The following is a 14,366-nucleotide window of genomic DNA, read 5'->3' on the forward strand; positions in this document are numbered from 1 at the left end:
TCTGCTGTTATCGCGAGATTTATTGAAAATACATCCTGAAGCAATAGAATATAATTTCATAGATTAAAATTTAGTCTATAGTCGATCTTGTTATAAATAAGCTAATAAGTGAGATTAAATATTAATATCTGAACTATCATTAAGATGATATTAAGGAGACGATGCTTTCTGTTGTTATATCTGACTATTGAACAAGATTATTACCTTTATTCTAACCTACTTAATTCCTGTTTTGTTATCTATACATCTGTATTTTCGGTGTTATTATGATTTTTGTTGCAATTTTGTATTTTTGCAGCGAATTGCTCTTAATACTGATGTTTTATCAAACAAAATAAATTTTTTAATAAAGTTAAATGATAAATTAAAAGCTTATAACACCAAAAAATAATCTAATAAAAAAAGATAAATGCGGGGAAAAAGTTATGTCACAGATGTTAGCTCTGTTTCTGATTGTGGGGATATTATATATCGGGGATGCTATTGCGGTTAGAACGAAAGCGTGGGTTCCTTCTGTTTTCGTGTGTGCGGTATTATTTTTAATCGGTTATTGGACTATTTTCCCAAAAGATATTGTCAGTATTGCGGGTATTCCTCAAGTGGTGGCAATTGCCTTAATGTATTTGCTAATTACCAATATGGGAACACTGTTATCTTTAAAAGAATTATTGCGTCAGTGGAAAACTATTTTAGTTTCATTAGCGGGTATTTTAGGGATTATCATTTTTACCTTAATTATTGGCGTAATGCTATTCGATTTAAATACAGTATTGGTTGCTGTACCTCCATTAGTTGGTGGTATTGTCTCTTCACTAATTATGTCAAAAGGTGCAGCGGAAGCTGGTTTGGTTGATTTATCGGTTTTCGCTATTTTAATTTATGTTATGCAAGGTTTTGCGGGTTATCCGTTAACCGCAATAATGTTAAAAAAAGAAGGGCGCCGAGTTCTGGAAAAATACCGTAATGGTCAATGGAAAGAAACATTAGCTACTGGAGAAACAAAAGAGGTTGAAGTCAAAACACTCGTTTCTGAAGACGAAATGCCTCGTATGTTTAAAAAAATTCCTAGCCACTATAATACAAGCTATTTCAAATTCTTACGTCTAGCTTTCGTAGGGTATTTAGCATATTTAGCGTCCAGTTTTGCCGCACCTTTTGTTAGTATTAGCCCTTTTGTACTGTGCTTATTATTCGGTGTAATTGCATCTTCATTAGGCTTTTTAGAAAGGCAGCCATTGCAAAAGGCTAATGGCTTTGGCTTTGCTATTATGGCGTTAATGTTGTTTATTTTTGATACATTAAACCATGCCACCCCAGATATGTTATTACGCCTAGTTTATCCGATGGTGGTATTAATTTGTGCTGCAGTGATTGGAATGTTTATCGCATCATGGATTGTTGGCAAAATTCTAGGCGTGACTAAAGAAATGGCTTTTGCTGTTGCGCTCACTGCATTGTATGGTTTCCCTGCAGATTACATCATTACCAATGAAGCGATTAATGCATTAACAAAAGATGAAAAAGAGCGCCAAGTATTAACTAGCCATATGTTAGGGCCAATGTTAGTGGGTGGTTTTATTTCTGTCACTATGGTTTCTGTGGTATTAGCGGGCATTATGGTTGCGTATATTGTTCCAGTAGCGGGGTAAATAAAACAATGGAAACAAGTACTTCAAGAATTCAGCGCCATTTAGAACAATTGGCAGAATATACTGCGACACCAGGTCAAGGTACAACGCGGATGAGCTATAGCGAGCAAGATAAACAAGCTCGTGATTATTTAAAGCAGGAAATGACCGCATTAGGTTTACACGTTCGCGAAGATGCGATCGGGAATATTTATGGGCGTTTGGAAGGTCAACAGCCTGATTTACCGGCAGTTATTATTGGTTCTCACTTTGATTCAGTTCCTCACGGTGGTGCATTTGATGGACCAGCGGGGATAGTCACGGGGTTAGATGTTGTTGCTCGGATACGCGAACAAAACTTAACACCAAAGTACCCATTAGAGGTGATTGCGCTGGTGGAAGAAGAAGGAACCAGTTTTGGCCGTGGTTTGATGGCTTCAAGTGTGATCACGGGGCTAATTGGCACCAAAGAATTGCACCAATTAAAAGATAGGCAAGGGGTAAGTGCCGCTGAGCGAATGGCTGCTGCGGGTTTTAATGCCGACAAAGCGTCAGAAGCTGTGCTTGACCCTAAAAAAGTGAAAGCCTTTTTAGAATTACATATTGAGCAAGGCCCCGTATTAGAACAGGCGAATGAAGATGTTGGCATCGTCGAAACAATTGTTGGTATTAGCCAGTTAGAAATAAAACTCACAGGTAAAGCAGGGCATGCTGGCACAACACCGATGAATATGCGCGCAGATGCCCTTGTTTGCGCTAGCCGAATTATCAGCCAAATCCCTAAGCTTGCAGAAGCTGCGGGGGATAATACTGTCGCGACAGTGGGACGGTTGGCGGTTTTACCAAATGGGGCTAACGTGATCCCAAGTGAAGTCACCTTCAGTGTTGATATTCGTTCTAAAAACGATGAAGCCCTTAGAAAAGTCATCGCTCAAATTATGGCTTTAACAGAGCAAGAAAGTACTGAAGCGGGAATAAGCAGTGACATTATTCAGCCATTATATGTTCAACCGACTGAGCTAAATAGCGAGATTCATACTCTAATGCAAGAACATGCCAGCGCTCAAAAGCTACGTTTTCGTAGCATGGTCAGTGGTGCAGGGCATGATACGATGATTTTTGCACAGATCACCCAAACGGGACTGATATTTGTCCCAAGTCGCAATGGGCTTAGTCATCATCCGGATGAATGGACTGATTATGCACAAATTGCACGCGGTGTTGATGTGATGTTTGAAACCGTTAAGTCACTCATAGAATGTTAATTATTAATTATATAAGCCATGCAAAACGTTATTTTGTGATGGGGTAAAAGGTAGAAAAATGATCAGCAAAACTATTACAGCCGCAATCAAAAAACATACTCAAGAAATGATTGCATTTCGACGTGATTTACATGCTCATCCTGAATTGCCATTTGAAGAAGTACGTACAACAAAACGTATTGCCGAAGAATTAGACAAAATAGGCATAGAATATCGCTTAACTGAGCCAACAGGGGTTATCGCTGAAATCAAGGGGGCGAAGCCAGGCAAAACCGTTGCATTACGTGCTGATATTGATGCGTTACCCGTATTGGAATTAAACGATTCGTTAGAATATAAATCCACTACAGCAGGGAAAATGCATGCCTGCGGTCATGATGCACACACAGCCATGTTGTTAACCGCGGCCAAAGCGCTATACGAGGTACGTGAAGAGTTAGCCGGCAATGTGCGTTTGATTTTTCAACCTGCGGAAGAGATTGCTCAGGGTGCATTAGCGATGATCAAACAAGGGGCTATCGAAAATGTGGATAACGTGTTTGGTATGCACATTTGGACAACGACGCCATCAGGCAAAGTTTCTTGTAATGTTGGCGGTTCATTTGCGTCTGCGGATTTATTAAAAGTCACCTTTAAAGGGCGAGGTGGGCACGGTTCTATGCCAGAGGCGACAATAGACGCTGCGGTTGTTGCTTCGGCTTTTGTGATGAATTTACAAGCTATTGTTTCTCGTGAAACCTCATCATTAGATTCAGCAGTGGTAACGATTGGTAAAATGGAAGTGGGAACTCGCTTTAATGTTATCGCTGAAAATGCGGTATTGGACGGAACGGTACGGTGTTTCGATATTGAAACGCGTAATCGTATTGAAGCCGCTATCCGCCGTTATGCAGAACATACTGCAGCGATTTATGGTGCAACAGCACAAGTCGATTATATTTATGGGACTTTACCTGTGATCAATGAAGAGCGCAGCGCACTGCTTGCTCAGTCAGTTATTTCGCAAGCCTTTGGTGAGCAAGCGTTGATCAACGAAAGGCCAACCCCAGGGGGCGAGGACTTCAGCTTCTACATTGAAGATATTCCGGGGTGTTTTGCGTTGCTAGGTACCGGGAATGCTGAGAAGGATACGCAATGGGCACATCACCACGGCTGTTTTAATATCGATGAAGATACGATGGCGACGGGGGCTGAGTTACATGCACAATATGCATGGGCCTATTTACAGCAGCAGGCATTTTAATTGAGTATGTTAATGCTCTTAGGGCTCGTTATTCTACCTATACCGGGCCTCCCTTTGACTTTGTTGCCTATTTATTTTGTTTATTAACACTCAGTATAGCGGCTAAGTATTTGGTCGCTATACATTATGATGGGCAAATATAGCCTCCCTTAGACGCTGTTGTTGTGTAAAACGTTGGTCTTCATTGAGTTGTGGGTCATGGGATAACTGCATTAGCATTTCATTCATATGGTGAACAGAGTTTTCACCAATGAGCCGGTCAACTTTTTCGATAATTTCATCATAGTAGGGCATGTTTTAAGCTCCAATTAATATAGTCTATGGCTATTAGAGTGTTATAGGTATTTATGATGTCAATTTTGTTTCTCTATGACCATAACGGCCATCGTATTGGGTTCTAAGGCTCGCATGATATGCGGCTCATCTCCTGGATAATGAATATAATCCCCAACTTTTAACTCGACAGGGTTATCTAATGGGCCAACCAAAGCCCTACCGGCCATAATAATGATATGTTCACTTACACCATGCATATGTGGTTCTGAAATACGGTCACGACCCGGTTGGGCAATAACAGTATAAATATCACGTCGTGAATCATTAGGTGCAGATGATAATAAAAATGCTAAATAATTAGCATGTTCCGCACTGACGGGAAGGGCTTCCCCGTGGCGTATCACAGTGACAGCATCTTGTTTTTCTTCAATTAAACGAGCAAAAGGGATATCTAACGCAACACAAAGCGCCCATAAGGTTTCGATACTTGGGTTACCACTACCAGATTCCAATTGCGATAAGGTCGACTTCGCAATACCTGCTTTACGAGATAACTCGGACAACGATAACCCATTTTTTTGCCTTTCACGAGCCAGTGCTTTGGAGATCAACTCAATGGGGGGCGAAGGTAAGTTCAATTTTTTATCCTATTTATAATACTCGCTACAGATGATGAGGCTTACGCATTTGTCACCTACCTGCAACTTGAATTTTTCTGAGTATTGATTGCACTTTATAGTAAAGATCGACATAATGAACAAATGTATTTTATATCGAACGATTGGAAAATGCTAACTTCAACACTTAATAATAGCACAGTGAAAAATATCGCTCTCGTTTGTATTGCGGACTTAATTGTCGGTATTTCATATGGTGCACTTGCCCTTTCTCAAGGTTTTGATTGGTGGGTCCCTCTGACGTTATCTATTTTAGTACTTGCTGGAGCCTCTGAATTTTTATTTATTGGGGTTATTTTTTCAGGGGGAAGCCCCATTTCAGCTGCCTTAGCGGGTCTACTGGTTAACTCAAGGCATATTCCTTTTAGTTTTGCGGTTAGTGACCTAACAGGCAAGGGGGCAAAAGCGCTATTGGGTTACCACATCATGAACGATGAAAGCGTTGTATTTGGCTTAGCACAAGAAACAAATACAGAAAAACGCGCCGCATTTTGGCTGTGTGGGGTCGGGATTTTACTTTGTTGGCCTATAGGTGTACTGATTGGGGAAGTATTAGGCAGTTTAATCAGTGACACACATGTCTATGGCATGGATGCTATGTTTCCTGCGATTATTTTAGCGCTTTCATTGCCTGCGCTCACGGATAAACGCTTACGGATTACGGCCATTGTGGGCGCCGTTATTGCTGTTTTGGTAACCCCCGTCTTACCTGCTGGGATACCTGTTTTACTCGCATTATTGAGCCTAGTTATTTATATAAGGAAATAGTCATGACAAACAGCCCATGGTTAATATTTTGCGGGGTTTTACTACTAGCGGTCGGTACTTATTTAATGCGCGCATCTGGTGCATTACTTAGAGGCCGGGTGATTTTATCGGAAAATAGCAAAGCCCTTTTTTCAGCGGCAGCAATTATTATTTTGTTTTCTGTGGCCGTAACCTCTACATTATTTTCAGGAGAACAGTTGTCGGATTGGCAAAAAATAGTAGGGGTGTTAGTTGCAGGCGTACTTACATGGTATAAAAAACCATTTATTGTCATAGTTTTGTCTGCGGCAATTGTCACTGCGCTACTTCGGTTAATTTAGAATACAACTAATTGTAATTAGAGCGATAAAGCCCCTACCTAAAGAAAGTAGGGGCTATCAATTAAGCGGTTAAGTCTTTAATCGTCTCAGAAGGGCCATTGGTTTGTACTGACGCAATACCTTTTAATGCAGATTGTTTAGATGCATACATTTCACTTGTCGCAATGATCTCATGGTTAGCTGCTTTTAAAACGAAATAATAAGGCTGAGCAACATCTTTGGTAGATTTTTTTAATTCATAATACCCCATGGTAGGCTCCTGACTTTTGTGGTTAAAAATATGAAAACCGAGGAATAAATCATAAGCAGCAAATAAATATCTGCTTAAATAAGGTTAGTCGCTATTAGGTATTATTACTAGAAGAGGGGATAAAATTCAGAAAAAGTTCAAAAAAAAGCCCCTGATAAACAGAGGCAATCGTAGGATATATAGAACTCTTTATTATGTGGCTAAGATATCGGCTTCTATCTTATAAGGCTAGTCGATTATAGTTATCGATAAAAAAGGTTTTGCCGATAACGCCATGTAAGTTAACTGATATAGCTTACTACTGGGTTACTGGTGTATTGTTAGCTTTAGGCATCGGCATTGGAGTTATGTTCTTAAATTCAGGGACTTCCATCACGGTTACTTTAACCATGTAGCGTTTGCCATCTTCAATTTTAGGTGTATTATCCGCCAGCTTTTTTATTGTTTCATTTGGGGTAGTTGTCTGTTCCGCCACGCTATAAACCATATTATGGTGATTGCCATTTCCCATATGTTGACGTGGCATGTGGTTATTCCCTCCATTGCCGATGTTTGCTGCTGTCGCAGCAAAGCCGATAGACATTAACGTTAGGGCGAATAAACTGGTAGTTATTTTTTTCATTGCGATTTCCTTTATATTGGTGATGAACCAATAGTTAACCAATTGATTTCCACCCGCAATCGCTTTTACCTCCGCTGACTGAAGCTCCTTAATTACTGCACTTTTTGTTCAATCTTAATTCATATTCATGAGAAAACAGTGGGTTAGTAGACTTTTTTTTACATTTTTAGACCTCTTGTGCTAATGGGAACTTAAGCACTGGAGACATCAAATCGGATAGTCTACGATGGTAAGTTAGGTTCTATATCAATAAAACCCTAACAAAGTGAGCGTATATGTCTGATAAAAAAACACCCCTTTCTTTGCTTGATTTAGCACCAATTATTCAAGGTTCCACAGCCAAGGAGGCTTTCGCTCATTCCCTTGATATCGCAAAATTAGCGGAAAAATTGGGTTATCACCGTTATTGGTTGGCAGAGCACCATAATATGACAGGGATAGCTAGTGCTGCGACTTCAGTGTTAATTGGCTACCTTGCCGCGAATACTCACACTTTGAGACTTGGTTCTGGGGGCGTCATGTTACCGAACCATTCACCATTGGTGATAGCCGAGCAATTTGGCACACTTAATACGTTGTATCCTGAGCGAATTGATTTAGGTATTGGGCGAGCTCCTGGAAGTGACCAAAGGACAATGCAAGCATTACGTCGTCATATGAATACGGATATTGATAATTTCCCGCAAGATGTAGCACAAATCGTGAGTTGGTTTGATGCAACTAACCCAGAGCCTGCGGTACGCCCGGTTCCTGGGTATGGTGAGAAAATCCCCGTATGGCTACTTGGCTCAAGCTTATACAGTGCGAGGTTAGCGGCTCAAATGGGGTTACCATTTGCGTTTGCTTCACATTTTGCACCGGACTTGCTGCTGCAAGCACTTGAGGTTTATCGTGCTAACTTTAAGCCATCATCACGGTTGTCAAAACCTTATGCCATGGTCTGCATTAATATTATTGCGGCAGACACTCAGCGCGAGGCCGAGTTTTTATTTACGTCGATGCAACAAGCTTTCGTTATGTTACGCCGAGGTCAGCCATCGCAGCTTCCCGCCCCTGTTGAAAGTATGGAAAACATTTGGTCGCCAGCAGAGGAATTTGGTGTGCAACAAGCATTGGGGATGTCATTAGTGGGGGATAAAACTAAGGTGGGTTACGGTTTACAAACCATTTTACGCCAAACTCAAGCCGATGAAATCATGGTAAATGGTCAAATTTTCGATCATCAAGCACGTTTATATTCCTTCGAGTTAGCTATGCAAGTCATGAATGAAATTGTTTAAATTAGCTTCATAGCATTTGTTTGCAAGAGCGCGGGCAATCAACTTTTATTCATAACCAGAAAAGATAACCCAGAGAACTCTGGGTCATTGACGGTTAGCAAGCGATTTGCGGGTGGTGAGGCTCTAAAGGCGGTAAACCATGCGCTGCTCGCGCTCTGTCACAGGCTTCATTATATATTCCATCCTGCCAAGATTGCTCAAATTCACGACACGGCGTAGGCCTTTGAGCATAAATGGAACAAGATACACATTTGCCTATTGTACCTTCTAGGGCGGTACAACGGGTGTTTTGTTTTTGGTTAGTACCCTGCATACAGCTCATAAACGGCGTAATCTGCTCAGTTAAATGTTGGGGAACAACACCACCGCCGCTTTCGGCTTCAGCCCAATAAAATGAGACACGAAAATAGGCGCAACAAGCACCGCAGCTTATACAGGGGTTATCTGAAGGATCAGTTTTTAGTATATGGACATTAGTCATATAAAGATAAAACTCCAAATATTTAAAACGATTAGAAATGTTAATGTTAATCGAAATATAGATATTGAATTAAACTTGGTAATTCATTGTATTGAAGTAATATGTATTGATGGTAGACATATGCAATGTTGAAATCACATAAGAAATGGTACTGCATTTGGGGTTGTTTTTAGTGCTTTAAAAAACTTCCCCAAAACCCCACCAAAATTTATCCCCAAAATAGTATGGAAACCGAGTCGATTAAATTACAACAATTTGCCATTCTTTTCCACGATCATCATTATATTTATCTGTCATTATTTGGGTTCGATGACCAAGTAATTTTTGTGTATCTATCCCTTGTTCTCTGTACAATCTTTCAGATAATGATCTAAGTTCATGGAAAGATGGTGCAGCGCCATCTTCCCATTCCAGCCCACATTTGTTTCGTGCATTCTTAAATGATGTAGTTAATGATGCATTTGATACCTGCCCTCCAATTTTTGCATTACCTGATGTGTGTTTGTAATGTAGTAGGTATGGGTTAACAACGAGATCTCGACAGATAGAAATAACATCACCTAGCGTTAGGTTTAATGCATCACACTTCAATGACAGCGGTATTGCTAGCTTGGTCCCTGTTTTTTTTCTTGTTGTACATGTAACATTCCATCCCAAATATCTGAGAATTTCATCTTTGTAATGTCGCCAAGCCGTAGTCCTGTTATAACCGCTAATAGCATCCCGCAACGTAAATAATGTTGGTGGTTTGCGGATTGCTTATAAATTTCTTCCCATTCTTCAAATGATAAACGCTCACGCTTGACCTTGTTTCTTGGTTTTTTGGTGGCCTGAGCAGGATTATAACCAGGAGGAACATGGCCCATGTGCTGTGCTTCTTTAAAACATCGATAAGAACAAAACGCACAACTTGTGCCATTCTGTTGTGCCCTAGTGCTTTTACTTCATCAATGATCCTAGCTATTTCTAAAAAGACATATTGATATCCATAGAGGTAAATAATAATTGAACTAAAAAAATAATATTACTGATTATATGGAAGAGAGGATAAACCTTAACAGTACGCTGATTAAGCATCCTGACAGTACGTATATGCTGCGCGTCGAGGGTAATTTGATGATTGATGCAAACATTAATGATGGTGATGTTATTATTGTCGATAGCGCACTGGTGGCAAGGGATGATGACATAGTGATTGCTAGCGTTCTATGTTAATGCCTATGAATCCTGAGTATTCGCCTATTTTGATTGGTGACATGCAAGACCTTCAAATATTTGGGGTTGTAACTTACATTATTCACAAAGCTATGTGAGTGTTGTTACCTAAGTACAGTGCTAATTTTTATGGGTTTCCCATGGCTAATATGTAGTGAAAAAGTGATAAGTGTCGATTACGTAGAGTATTGCAAGAGTCTAGCTATGTCTCTTTTGATAGTTTGAGCGATAGTATTCGAAGTGTTATGGGTAGTCTATCTTCACAACTGGGGTTGTTAAGTTAGCTTAAACACTTTAATATGGTCATAGTTATTTTAAGCATATTGCTTAATTACCAGTCAAAATGTCATTAATTTAAACTAACAAGGGGGCTATATGAGAACTGAACATACCAGATCTACAAAAACAATTAGCCATGGAACAGAACTTGTTAACACATTTTTTGATGATTCCTCAGAAAAAAGATTCTCTGTTCGCCGTTTAAGTGAAAGGACAGATCCAAATCGTCAGTTATTTATTGTTATCATAGATGATGAATTTAATAGTAGTGACTTCAAAGTAGCACCGTATGCAGAGGTCATGGTTATTAAAGATCAAATGAAATTTATAGTGAATCCTTCAAAACAGTATCCATCATTGAAGGATATGTTTAACAACATAAATAGCGCTATAGAAAAATCAGTCTTTGGTTTCATAAATAAATTTCAGTAATTTAGTATGGAAGCATAGTTAATGGCGCCTGACTTAGTCGACTCTTATTCAAAAAATCTCAAGGTTAAGCCAGTAAGCATATCAGAAACAGAAATTGATAGATTCTATCATTTATCATCAGCAGGTGATTTATTAGAGGTAGTTGAGTATCTACTCAATGGTGGAGATCACGACTTTTACATAGAAATAATAAAAGTTAATTGCACTGACAATGATTTCTTTAGATTGACAGCTATTGATATGTTATCTGATGGCGACACTGAAGACTACATAACTAATTACTTGGTAAGTTTAGAGATGATAGTAGATGGTGAAGCTGAGTTGGTAGGGAGGATAGCCTACGATGAGTTTACATTCAATAAAGGTGTTGGTGTTAAAAGTGGAAAGCAAATAAAGGGTGCTTATATAGTTAAAAACTATAGGTCAGGCGGTCTAGGTCGCTCTATTTATAAGAGACTTGTACATAAGCATTCTCATGTTATTTGCGACAACATTCAAAGCGTAGCGGGTGGAACTCTTTGGGCTAGTGGTATAGTAACCTTAGCTAATGTAGAGGTTTATGATACTAGAAAGGGAGAGATAATAGGTGTTCTTGGTGATAATTTTGTTGCAACTAATGGGGTTAAGCCATGGAGCGCAATAAATATAAAATCACTCAATTCTCTTGATAGGTGGGATGCAAATTCATTATCTGAAGATAGTTGCCACCACATAGTTAATATCATTAGCAAAGAAAGCTTATATGACCACAGTTGAATAAAAACCACCTAAGCTAACCCACTCCAGTGGGTTTTTTATTGTCTGAAATCTGCATCTATCCTAGTATTTACGTACTTAACTAAGATATGGTGATGTATGAAAAAGGGATTGGTGGTTTTGCTCTTAGGCTTAGCTTCGTTTGGCTCGTTTTCCAGCACTGCAAATGTTGGTGCTAGTGAGCGACCTGAAATTACAGAAGATGATGTAGTGCCAGACATGGCGGCAAGTATTAATCGACAGAAAGCACTTCTATGTGGTGAGTTTGAAAAACAGAGTAACAGTCGTACTTGCAAACGTTTAGTTGATAACATGGTATCTATGGCGTATTTCCAAGGGCAGATTAGCGTGAAGTGTGAGCAAAAAGCTAATGACCCTGAATTTAAAAATGTGCCTAAAATGGATGAGTTTTGTGATAATGCTAAGAATTTAATAGGTAACTTGAGTCCCAATGAATAACCTGCTTCGGCAGGTTTTTTGTTTATGAGCATCGATTAAGGATATGCCCAAGACTCTGGTTGCTTATAAATGCCACATTCATCATCCATGATTTTAGCATTTAGTTTTTTGGCAATTTCTAGCATTTTTATATAGAGGGCAGTATCAGGCCATTTGGTATAAATCCTACCTTCGTACCAGTCAAGCCAAGATTCTTCGTAGGTACTATTTCCGAGCCATATTGCATTAAACTCACCATTAATAGCTTTTATTTTTAGCTCTGGGTCTTGTTCAACAAGAGCTAGCCACTCATCGCTACTGATTGGATTACTTTCACTATCAAACCAGCATTCAGCGCGAGTAATATGAAATTCTACGCCTATAAAGTCATCCTTATTAAATTAGTGAAAATAAAATATCACTTAAATGCATAATCTGAAAGTGTACTTTGCTTCAATTTGCACTCCCGCTAAGCTAACATAACCTAAATTAAATAGTGGAGTAGTGAGAAGGAAAATAAAACTGAAAAGGCAATAGAATGCTTTATTGTGCTTGTCTGCATTGGAGCTTTCGTTATGACTATAGTCGCTCTGTCGTTAACACTAGACTATAAATAACACAGTTATGTTCAATGGATAATCTAGCCCGTCCTTGTGCTTGTAATCTAGATCACACATTACGCCTCTTGATTGAGGTTTTTTGCTTTGCTGTAAATAAAATCAGTAACGCCTTCCCTAAAACAAATGGTTAAATATGCTTAACTAATATATTGAGGATTCGGTAATGGATTTAGTATCAATAGGTATTGCAGGTTTTTTATTTATTGTGCTTATTATTCTTTTAGTAATTAAGCAAAAAGAAAAGAAAAATTATGAAGCTCAATTAATACGATACAAACCAATCATTGACGCCGAAAAAGAAGCGAAAAAAATTCTAGAGGCGACCTCAAAGGAGGAAAAAGACAGATTAAAAAATTTAGAAAAAGAAGAACAAAAATTGAGAAGAGCCGTCGATGCTGAAGTTTTAAAAAAAAGAAAAGCAATAGACGAGGAGGTTAAAGAAAAAACTAATGAAATCGAAAGTAAAGAGTACCAATCACAAAGAGCTATTGAAGAGCAAAAAGAGGCGTTAGTTCTTTTAAAAGAGGATTATAACGAAAAACGCAAACAACTGGTTGCTCTGACCGAAAAACTGACATTAGTGAATGATAGCGTTGAAATGTTAGATTATGGGATATATAAGCCTCGTTTTGACTACCATGACTCTAAGGCATATCAAGAAGCAATCGTAAAAAACAAAGAGAAACAAAAAAAATTAATACGGAATGACCAAGCTTGTTATACCCAGTCTGGTTGGACTGTGAATGGCAGTGAAACTGAAGGTCGACGTATGACTAAGCAGTATGTAAAGCTTTTGGTGAGGGCGTTTAATAGTGAGTGTGATGCTGCTTTAGCAAAAGTTAAAGCCAGTAATGTTGAGCAATTAATTAAGCGTGTAGAAAATGCATTTGAGGCTTTAAATAAATTTGGGCAAACAGTCGGAATCAAAATTACAGGTGAATATCTCGCAATTAGACTGGATGAAATTTTATTAGCACATGAAAAAGAACAAAAAATTCAGGATGAAAAAGATATCTTACGTGAAGAAAGAGAATTACAGCGTGAAGAGGAAAAAGCTCAGCGAGAATATGAAAAAGCAATAAAAGAAGAACAGAAAGCAGAAAAAGATTTTCAAAAAGCAATGGATAAGGCAAGAAAAGAACTAGAAAAGGCAAATGCAGAAGAAAAGGAAAAAATCGAGGCTAGAATAGCAGAATTGGAAAATAAATTAGCAGAGGCTCAAGCGCTATCGGAAAGAGCAAAATCACAAGCCCAATTAACTAGAAGTGGACATGTTTATGTCATCTCTAATATTGGTGCATTTGGTGAGGATGTTTATAAAATTGGTTTAACGCGTAGATTAGAGCCAGAAGAGAGGGTGAACGAATTAGGATCAGCATCGGTGCCATTTAAATTCGATATTCACGCCCTAATTTATTCCGATGATGCACCTGCATTAGAGACAAGCTTACATCAAGAATTTGTTAGCCATCGTGTCAATATGATGAATAATAGGAAAGAGTTTTTTAATATCCCACTATCCTCAATAGAGGAAAAAGTTAGAGCTCTAGGGTATGACGCTAGTTTTGATGAATATGCAGTGGCAAAGGAATATAGAGAAACTCAAAAGTTATTATCAATTGCGAAGCATGGACAAAATAAAGAAGAAACTCTAGCGGAGAAGGTAGAAGACGAATATCCGTTAATGGTATAGAATTTTACTCTAAGTCGAAATAAATATTACAAGCCTGCCTATGCAGGTTTTTTTACACCTAATGTTTGCTAGGAATTGTGCCAACCTCAAGCTACTATTGAGGTAAATTAATCTAATATAGGT

16 protein-coding genes and 1 pseudogene are annotated in these 14,366 nt (G+C 38.8%); 11 read left to right on the forward strand and 6 right to left on the reverse strand.

The features are described from left to right. Positions 1 to 425 precede the first annotated feature (425 nt). From P3L56_RS08550 to P3L56_RS08560, 3 genes are read left to right on the forward strand one after another with little or no spacing between them, the layout of a single operon-like run. Positions 426 to 1,649 carry a hypothetical protein gene (locus tag P3L56_RS08550; RefSeq protein WP_042844104.1) on the forward strand — a complete coding sequence of 408 codons (1,224 nt, stop codon included), beginning with the start codon at positions 426 to 428 and terminating at the stop codon, positions 1,647 to 1,649. Positions 1,650 to 1,657: 8 nt separating this feature from the next. Then, a complete protein-coding gene (locus P3L56_RS08555) occupies positions 1,658 to 2,893 on the forward strand; it encodes a Zn-dependent hydrolase (protein ID WP_166687144.1) in 1,236 nt (411 codons plus the stop codon). Between the two features lie 58 nt (positions 2,894 to 2,951). Then, positions 2,952 to 4,136, forward strand: a complete 1,185-nt coding sequence (locus tag P3L56_RS08560; protein WP_048606980.1) for an amidohydrolase — start codon at positions 2,952 to 2,954, stop codon at positions 4,134 to 4,136. 117 nt (positions 4,137 to 4,253) lie between these two features. Here the strand turns inward: P3L56_RS08560 and P3L56_RS08565 are convergent, their stop codons facing one another. Beyond that, positions 4,254 to 4,430, reverse strand: coding sequence for a DUF2526 family protein (locus P3L56_RS08565; protein ID WP_071548014.1), 177 nt, complete (start codon positions 4,428 to 4,430; stop codon positions 4,254 to 4,256). A gap of 59 nt (positions 4,431 to 4,489) precedes the next feature. Continuing rightward, the gene (locus P3L56_RS08570) at positions 4,490 to 5,050 is read right to left on the reverse strand and encodes a helix-turn-helix domain-containing protein (protein WP_042844101.1); all 561 of its coding nucleotides are present in this window, start codon (positions 5,048 to 5,050) and stop codon (positions 4,490 to 4,492) included. A 150-nt stretch (positions 5,051 to 5,200) separates the two neighbouring features. Between P3L56_RS08570 and P3L56_RS08575 the strand changes: the two genes are divergently transcribed. Next, the gene (locus tag P3L56_RS08575; protein ID WP_042844099.1) at positions 5,201 to 5,857 is read left to right on the forward strand and encodes an AzlC family ABC transporter permease; all 657 of its coding nucleotides are present in this window, start codon (positions 5,201 to 5,203) and stop codon (positions 5,855 to 5,857) included. 2 nt (positions 5,858 to 5,859) lie between these two features. Further along, positions 5,860 to 6,177, forward strand: coding sequence for an AzlD domain-containing protein (locus tag P3L56_RS08580; protein ID WP_042844097.1), 318 nt, complete (start codon positions 5,860 to 5,862; stop codon positions 6,175 to 6,177). Between the two features lie 61 nt (positions 6,178 to 6,238). On the opposite strand, the gene P3L56_RS08585 is transcribed toward P3L56_RS08580, so the two are convergent. Together P3L56_RS08585 and P3L56_RS08590 are read right to left on the reverse strand one after the other, a co-directional pair. Beyond that, positions 6,239 to 6,427: a YegP family protein gene (locus P3L56_RS08585; RefSeq protein WP_042844096.1), complete on the reverse strand. Its 189-nt coding sequence runs from the start codon at positions 6,425 to 6,427 to the stop codon at positions 6,239 to 6,241. Positions 6,428 to 6,725: 298 nt separating this feature from the next. After that, on the reverse strand, positions 6,726 to 7,049 hold the full coding sequence (locus P3L56_RS08590) for a hypothetical protein (RefSeq protein WP_166687146.1): 324 nt from the start codon (positions 7,047 to 7,049) through the stop codon (positions 6,726 to 6,728). 275 nt (positions 7,050 to 7,324) lie between these two features. Here P3L56_RS08590 and P3L56_RS08595 point away from each other — a divergent pair, with 275 nt between their 5' ends. Further along, positions 7,325 to 8,329, forward strand: a complete 1,005-nt coding sequence (locus P3L56_RS08595; RefSeq protein ID WP_042844093.1) for a luciferase-like monooxygenase — start codon at positions 7,325 to 7,327, stop codon at positions 8,327 to 8,329. 94 nt (positions 8,330 to 8,423) lie between these two features. On the opposite strand, the gene P3L56_RS08600 is transcribed toward P3L56_RS08595, so the two are convergent. After that, positions 8,424 to 8,810, reverse strand: a complete 387-nt coding sequence (locus P3L56_RS08600; RefSeq protein ID WP_042844092.1) for a YkgJ family cysteine cluster protein — start codon at positions 8,808 to 8,810, stop codon at positions 8,424 to 8,426. 240 nt (positions 8,811 to 9,050) lie between these two features. Further along, positions 9,051 to 9,780, reverse strand: a pseudogene (locus P3L56_RS08605) (tyrosine-type recombinase/integrase); the annotation flags it as partial. Positions 9,781 to 9,845: 65 nt separating this feature from the next. Here P3L56_RS08605 and P3L56_RS08610 point away from each other — a divergent pair. From P3L56_RS08610 to P3L56_RS08630, 5 genes are all read left to right on the forward strand, one after another. Then, positions 9,846 to 10,025, forward strand: coding sequence for a S24 family peptidase (locus tag P3L56_RS08610; RefSeq protein ID WP_306804048.1), 180 nt, complete (start codon positions 9,846 to 9,848; stop codon positions 10,023 to 10,025). Between the two features lie 375 nt (positions 10,026 to 10,400). Continuing rightward, positions 10,401 to 10,736, forward strand: a complete 336-nt coding sequence (locus tag P3L56_RS08615) for a hypothetical protein (RefSeq protein WP_166685382.1) — start codon at positions 10,401 to 10,403, stop codon at positions 10,734 to 10,736. A 21-nt stretch (positions 10,737 to 10,757) separates the two neighbouring features. Continuing rightward, a complete protein-coding gene (locus tag P3L56_RS08620; protein ID WP_166685383.1) occupies positions 10,758 to 11,492 on the forward strand; it encodes a hypothetical protein in 735 nt (244 codons plus the stop codon). A gap of 99 nt (positions 11,493 to 11,591) precedes the next feature. Next, entirely contained in the window at positions 11,592 to 11,951 is a 360-nt protein-coding gene (locus P3L56_RS08625) for a hypothetical protein (protein WP_166685384.1), read from the forward strand. A gap of 762 nt (positions 11,952 to 12,713) precedes the next feature. After that, the gene (locus tag P3L56_RS08630) at positions 12,714 to 14,243 is read left to right on the forward strand and encodes a DUF4041 domain-containing protein (RefSeq protein WP_166685385.1); all 1,530 of its coding nucleotides are present in this window, start codon (positions 12,714 to 12,716) and stop codon (positions 14,241 to 14,243) included. The last annotated feature ends 123 nt before the right edge of the window (positions 14,244 to 14,366 follow it).

The organism is Providencia sp. PROV024 (assembly GCF_032709665.1).
GTDB lineage: Bacteria > Pseudomonadota > Gammaproteobacteria > Enterobacterales > Enterobacteriaceae > Providencia > Providencia huashanensis.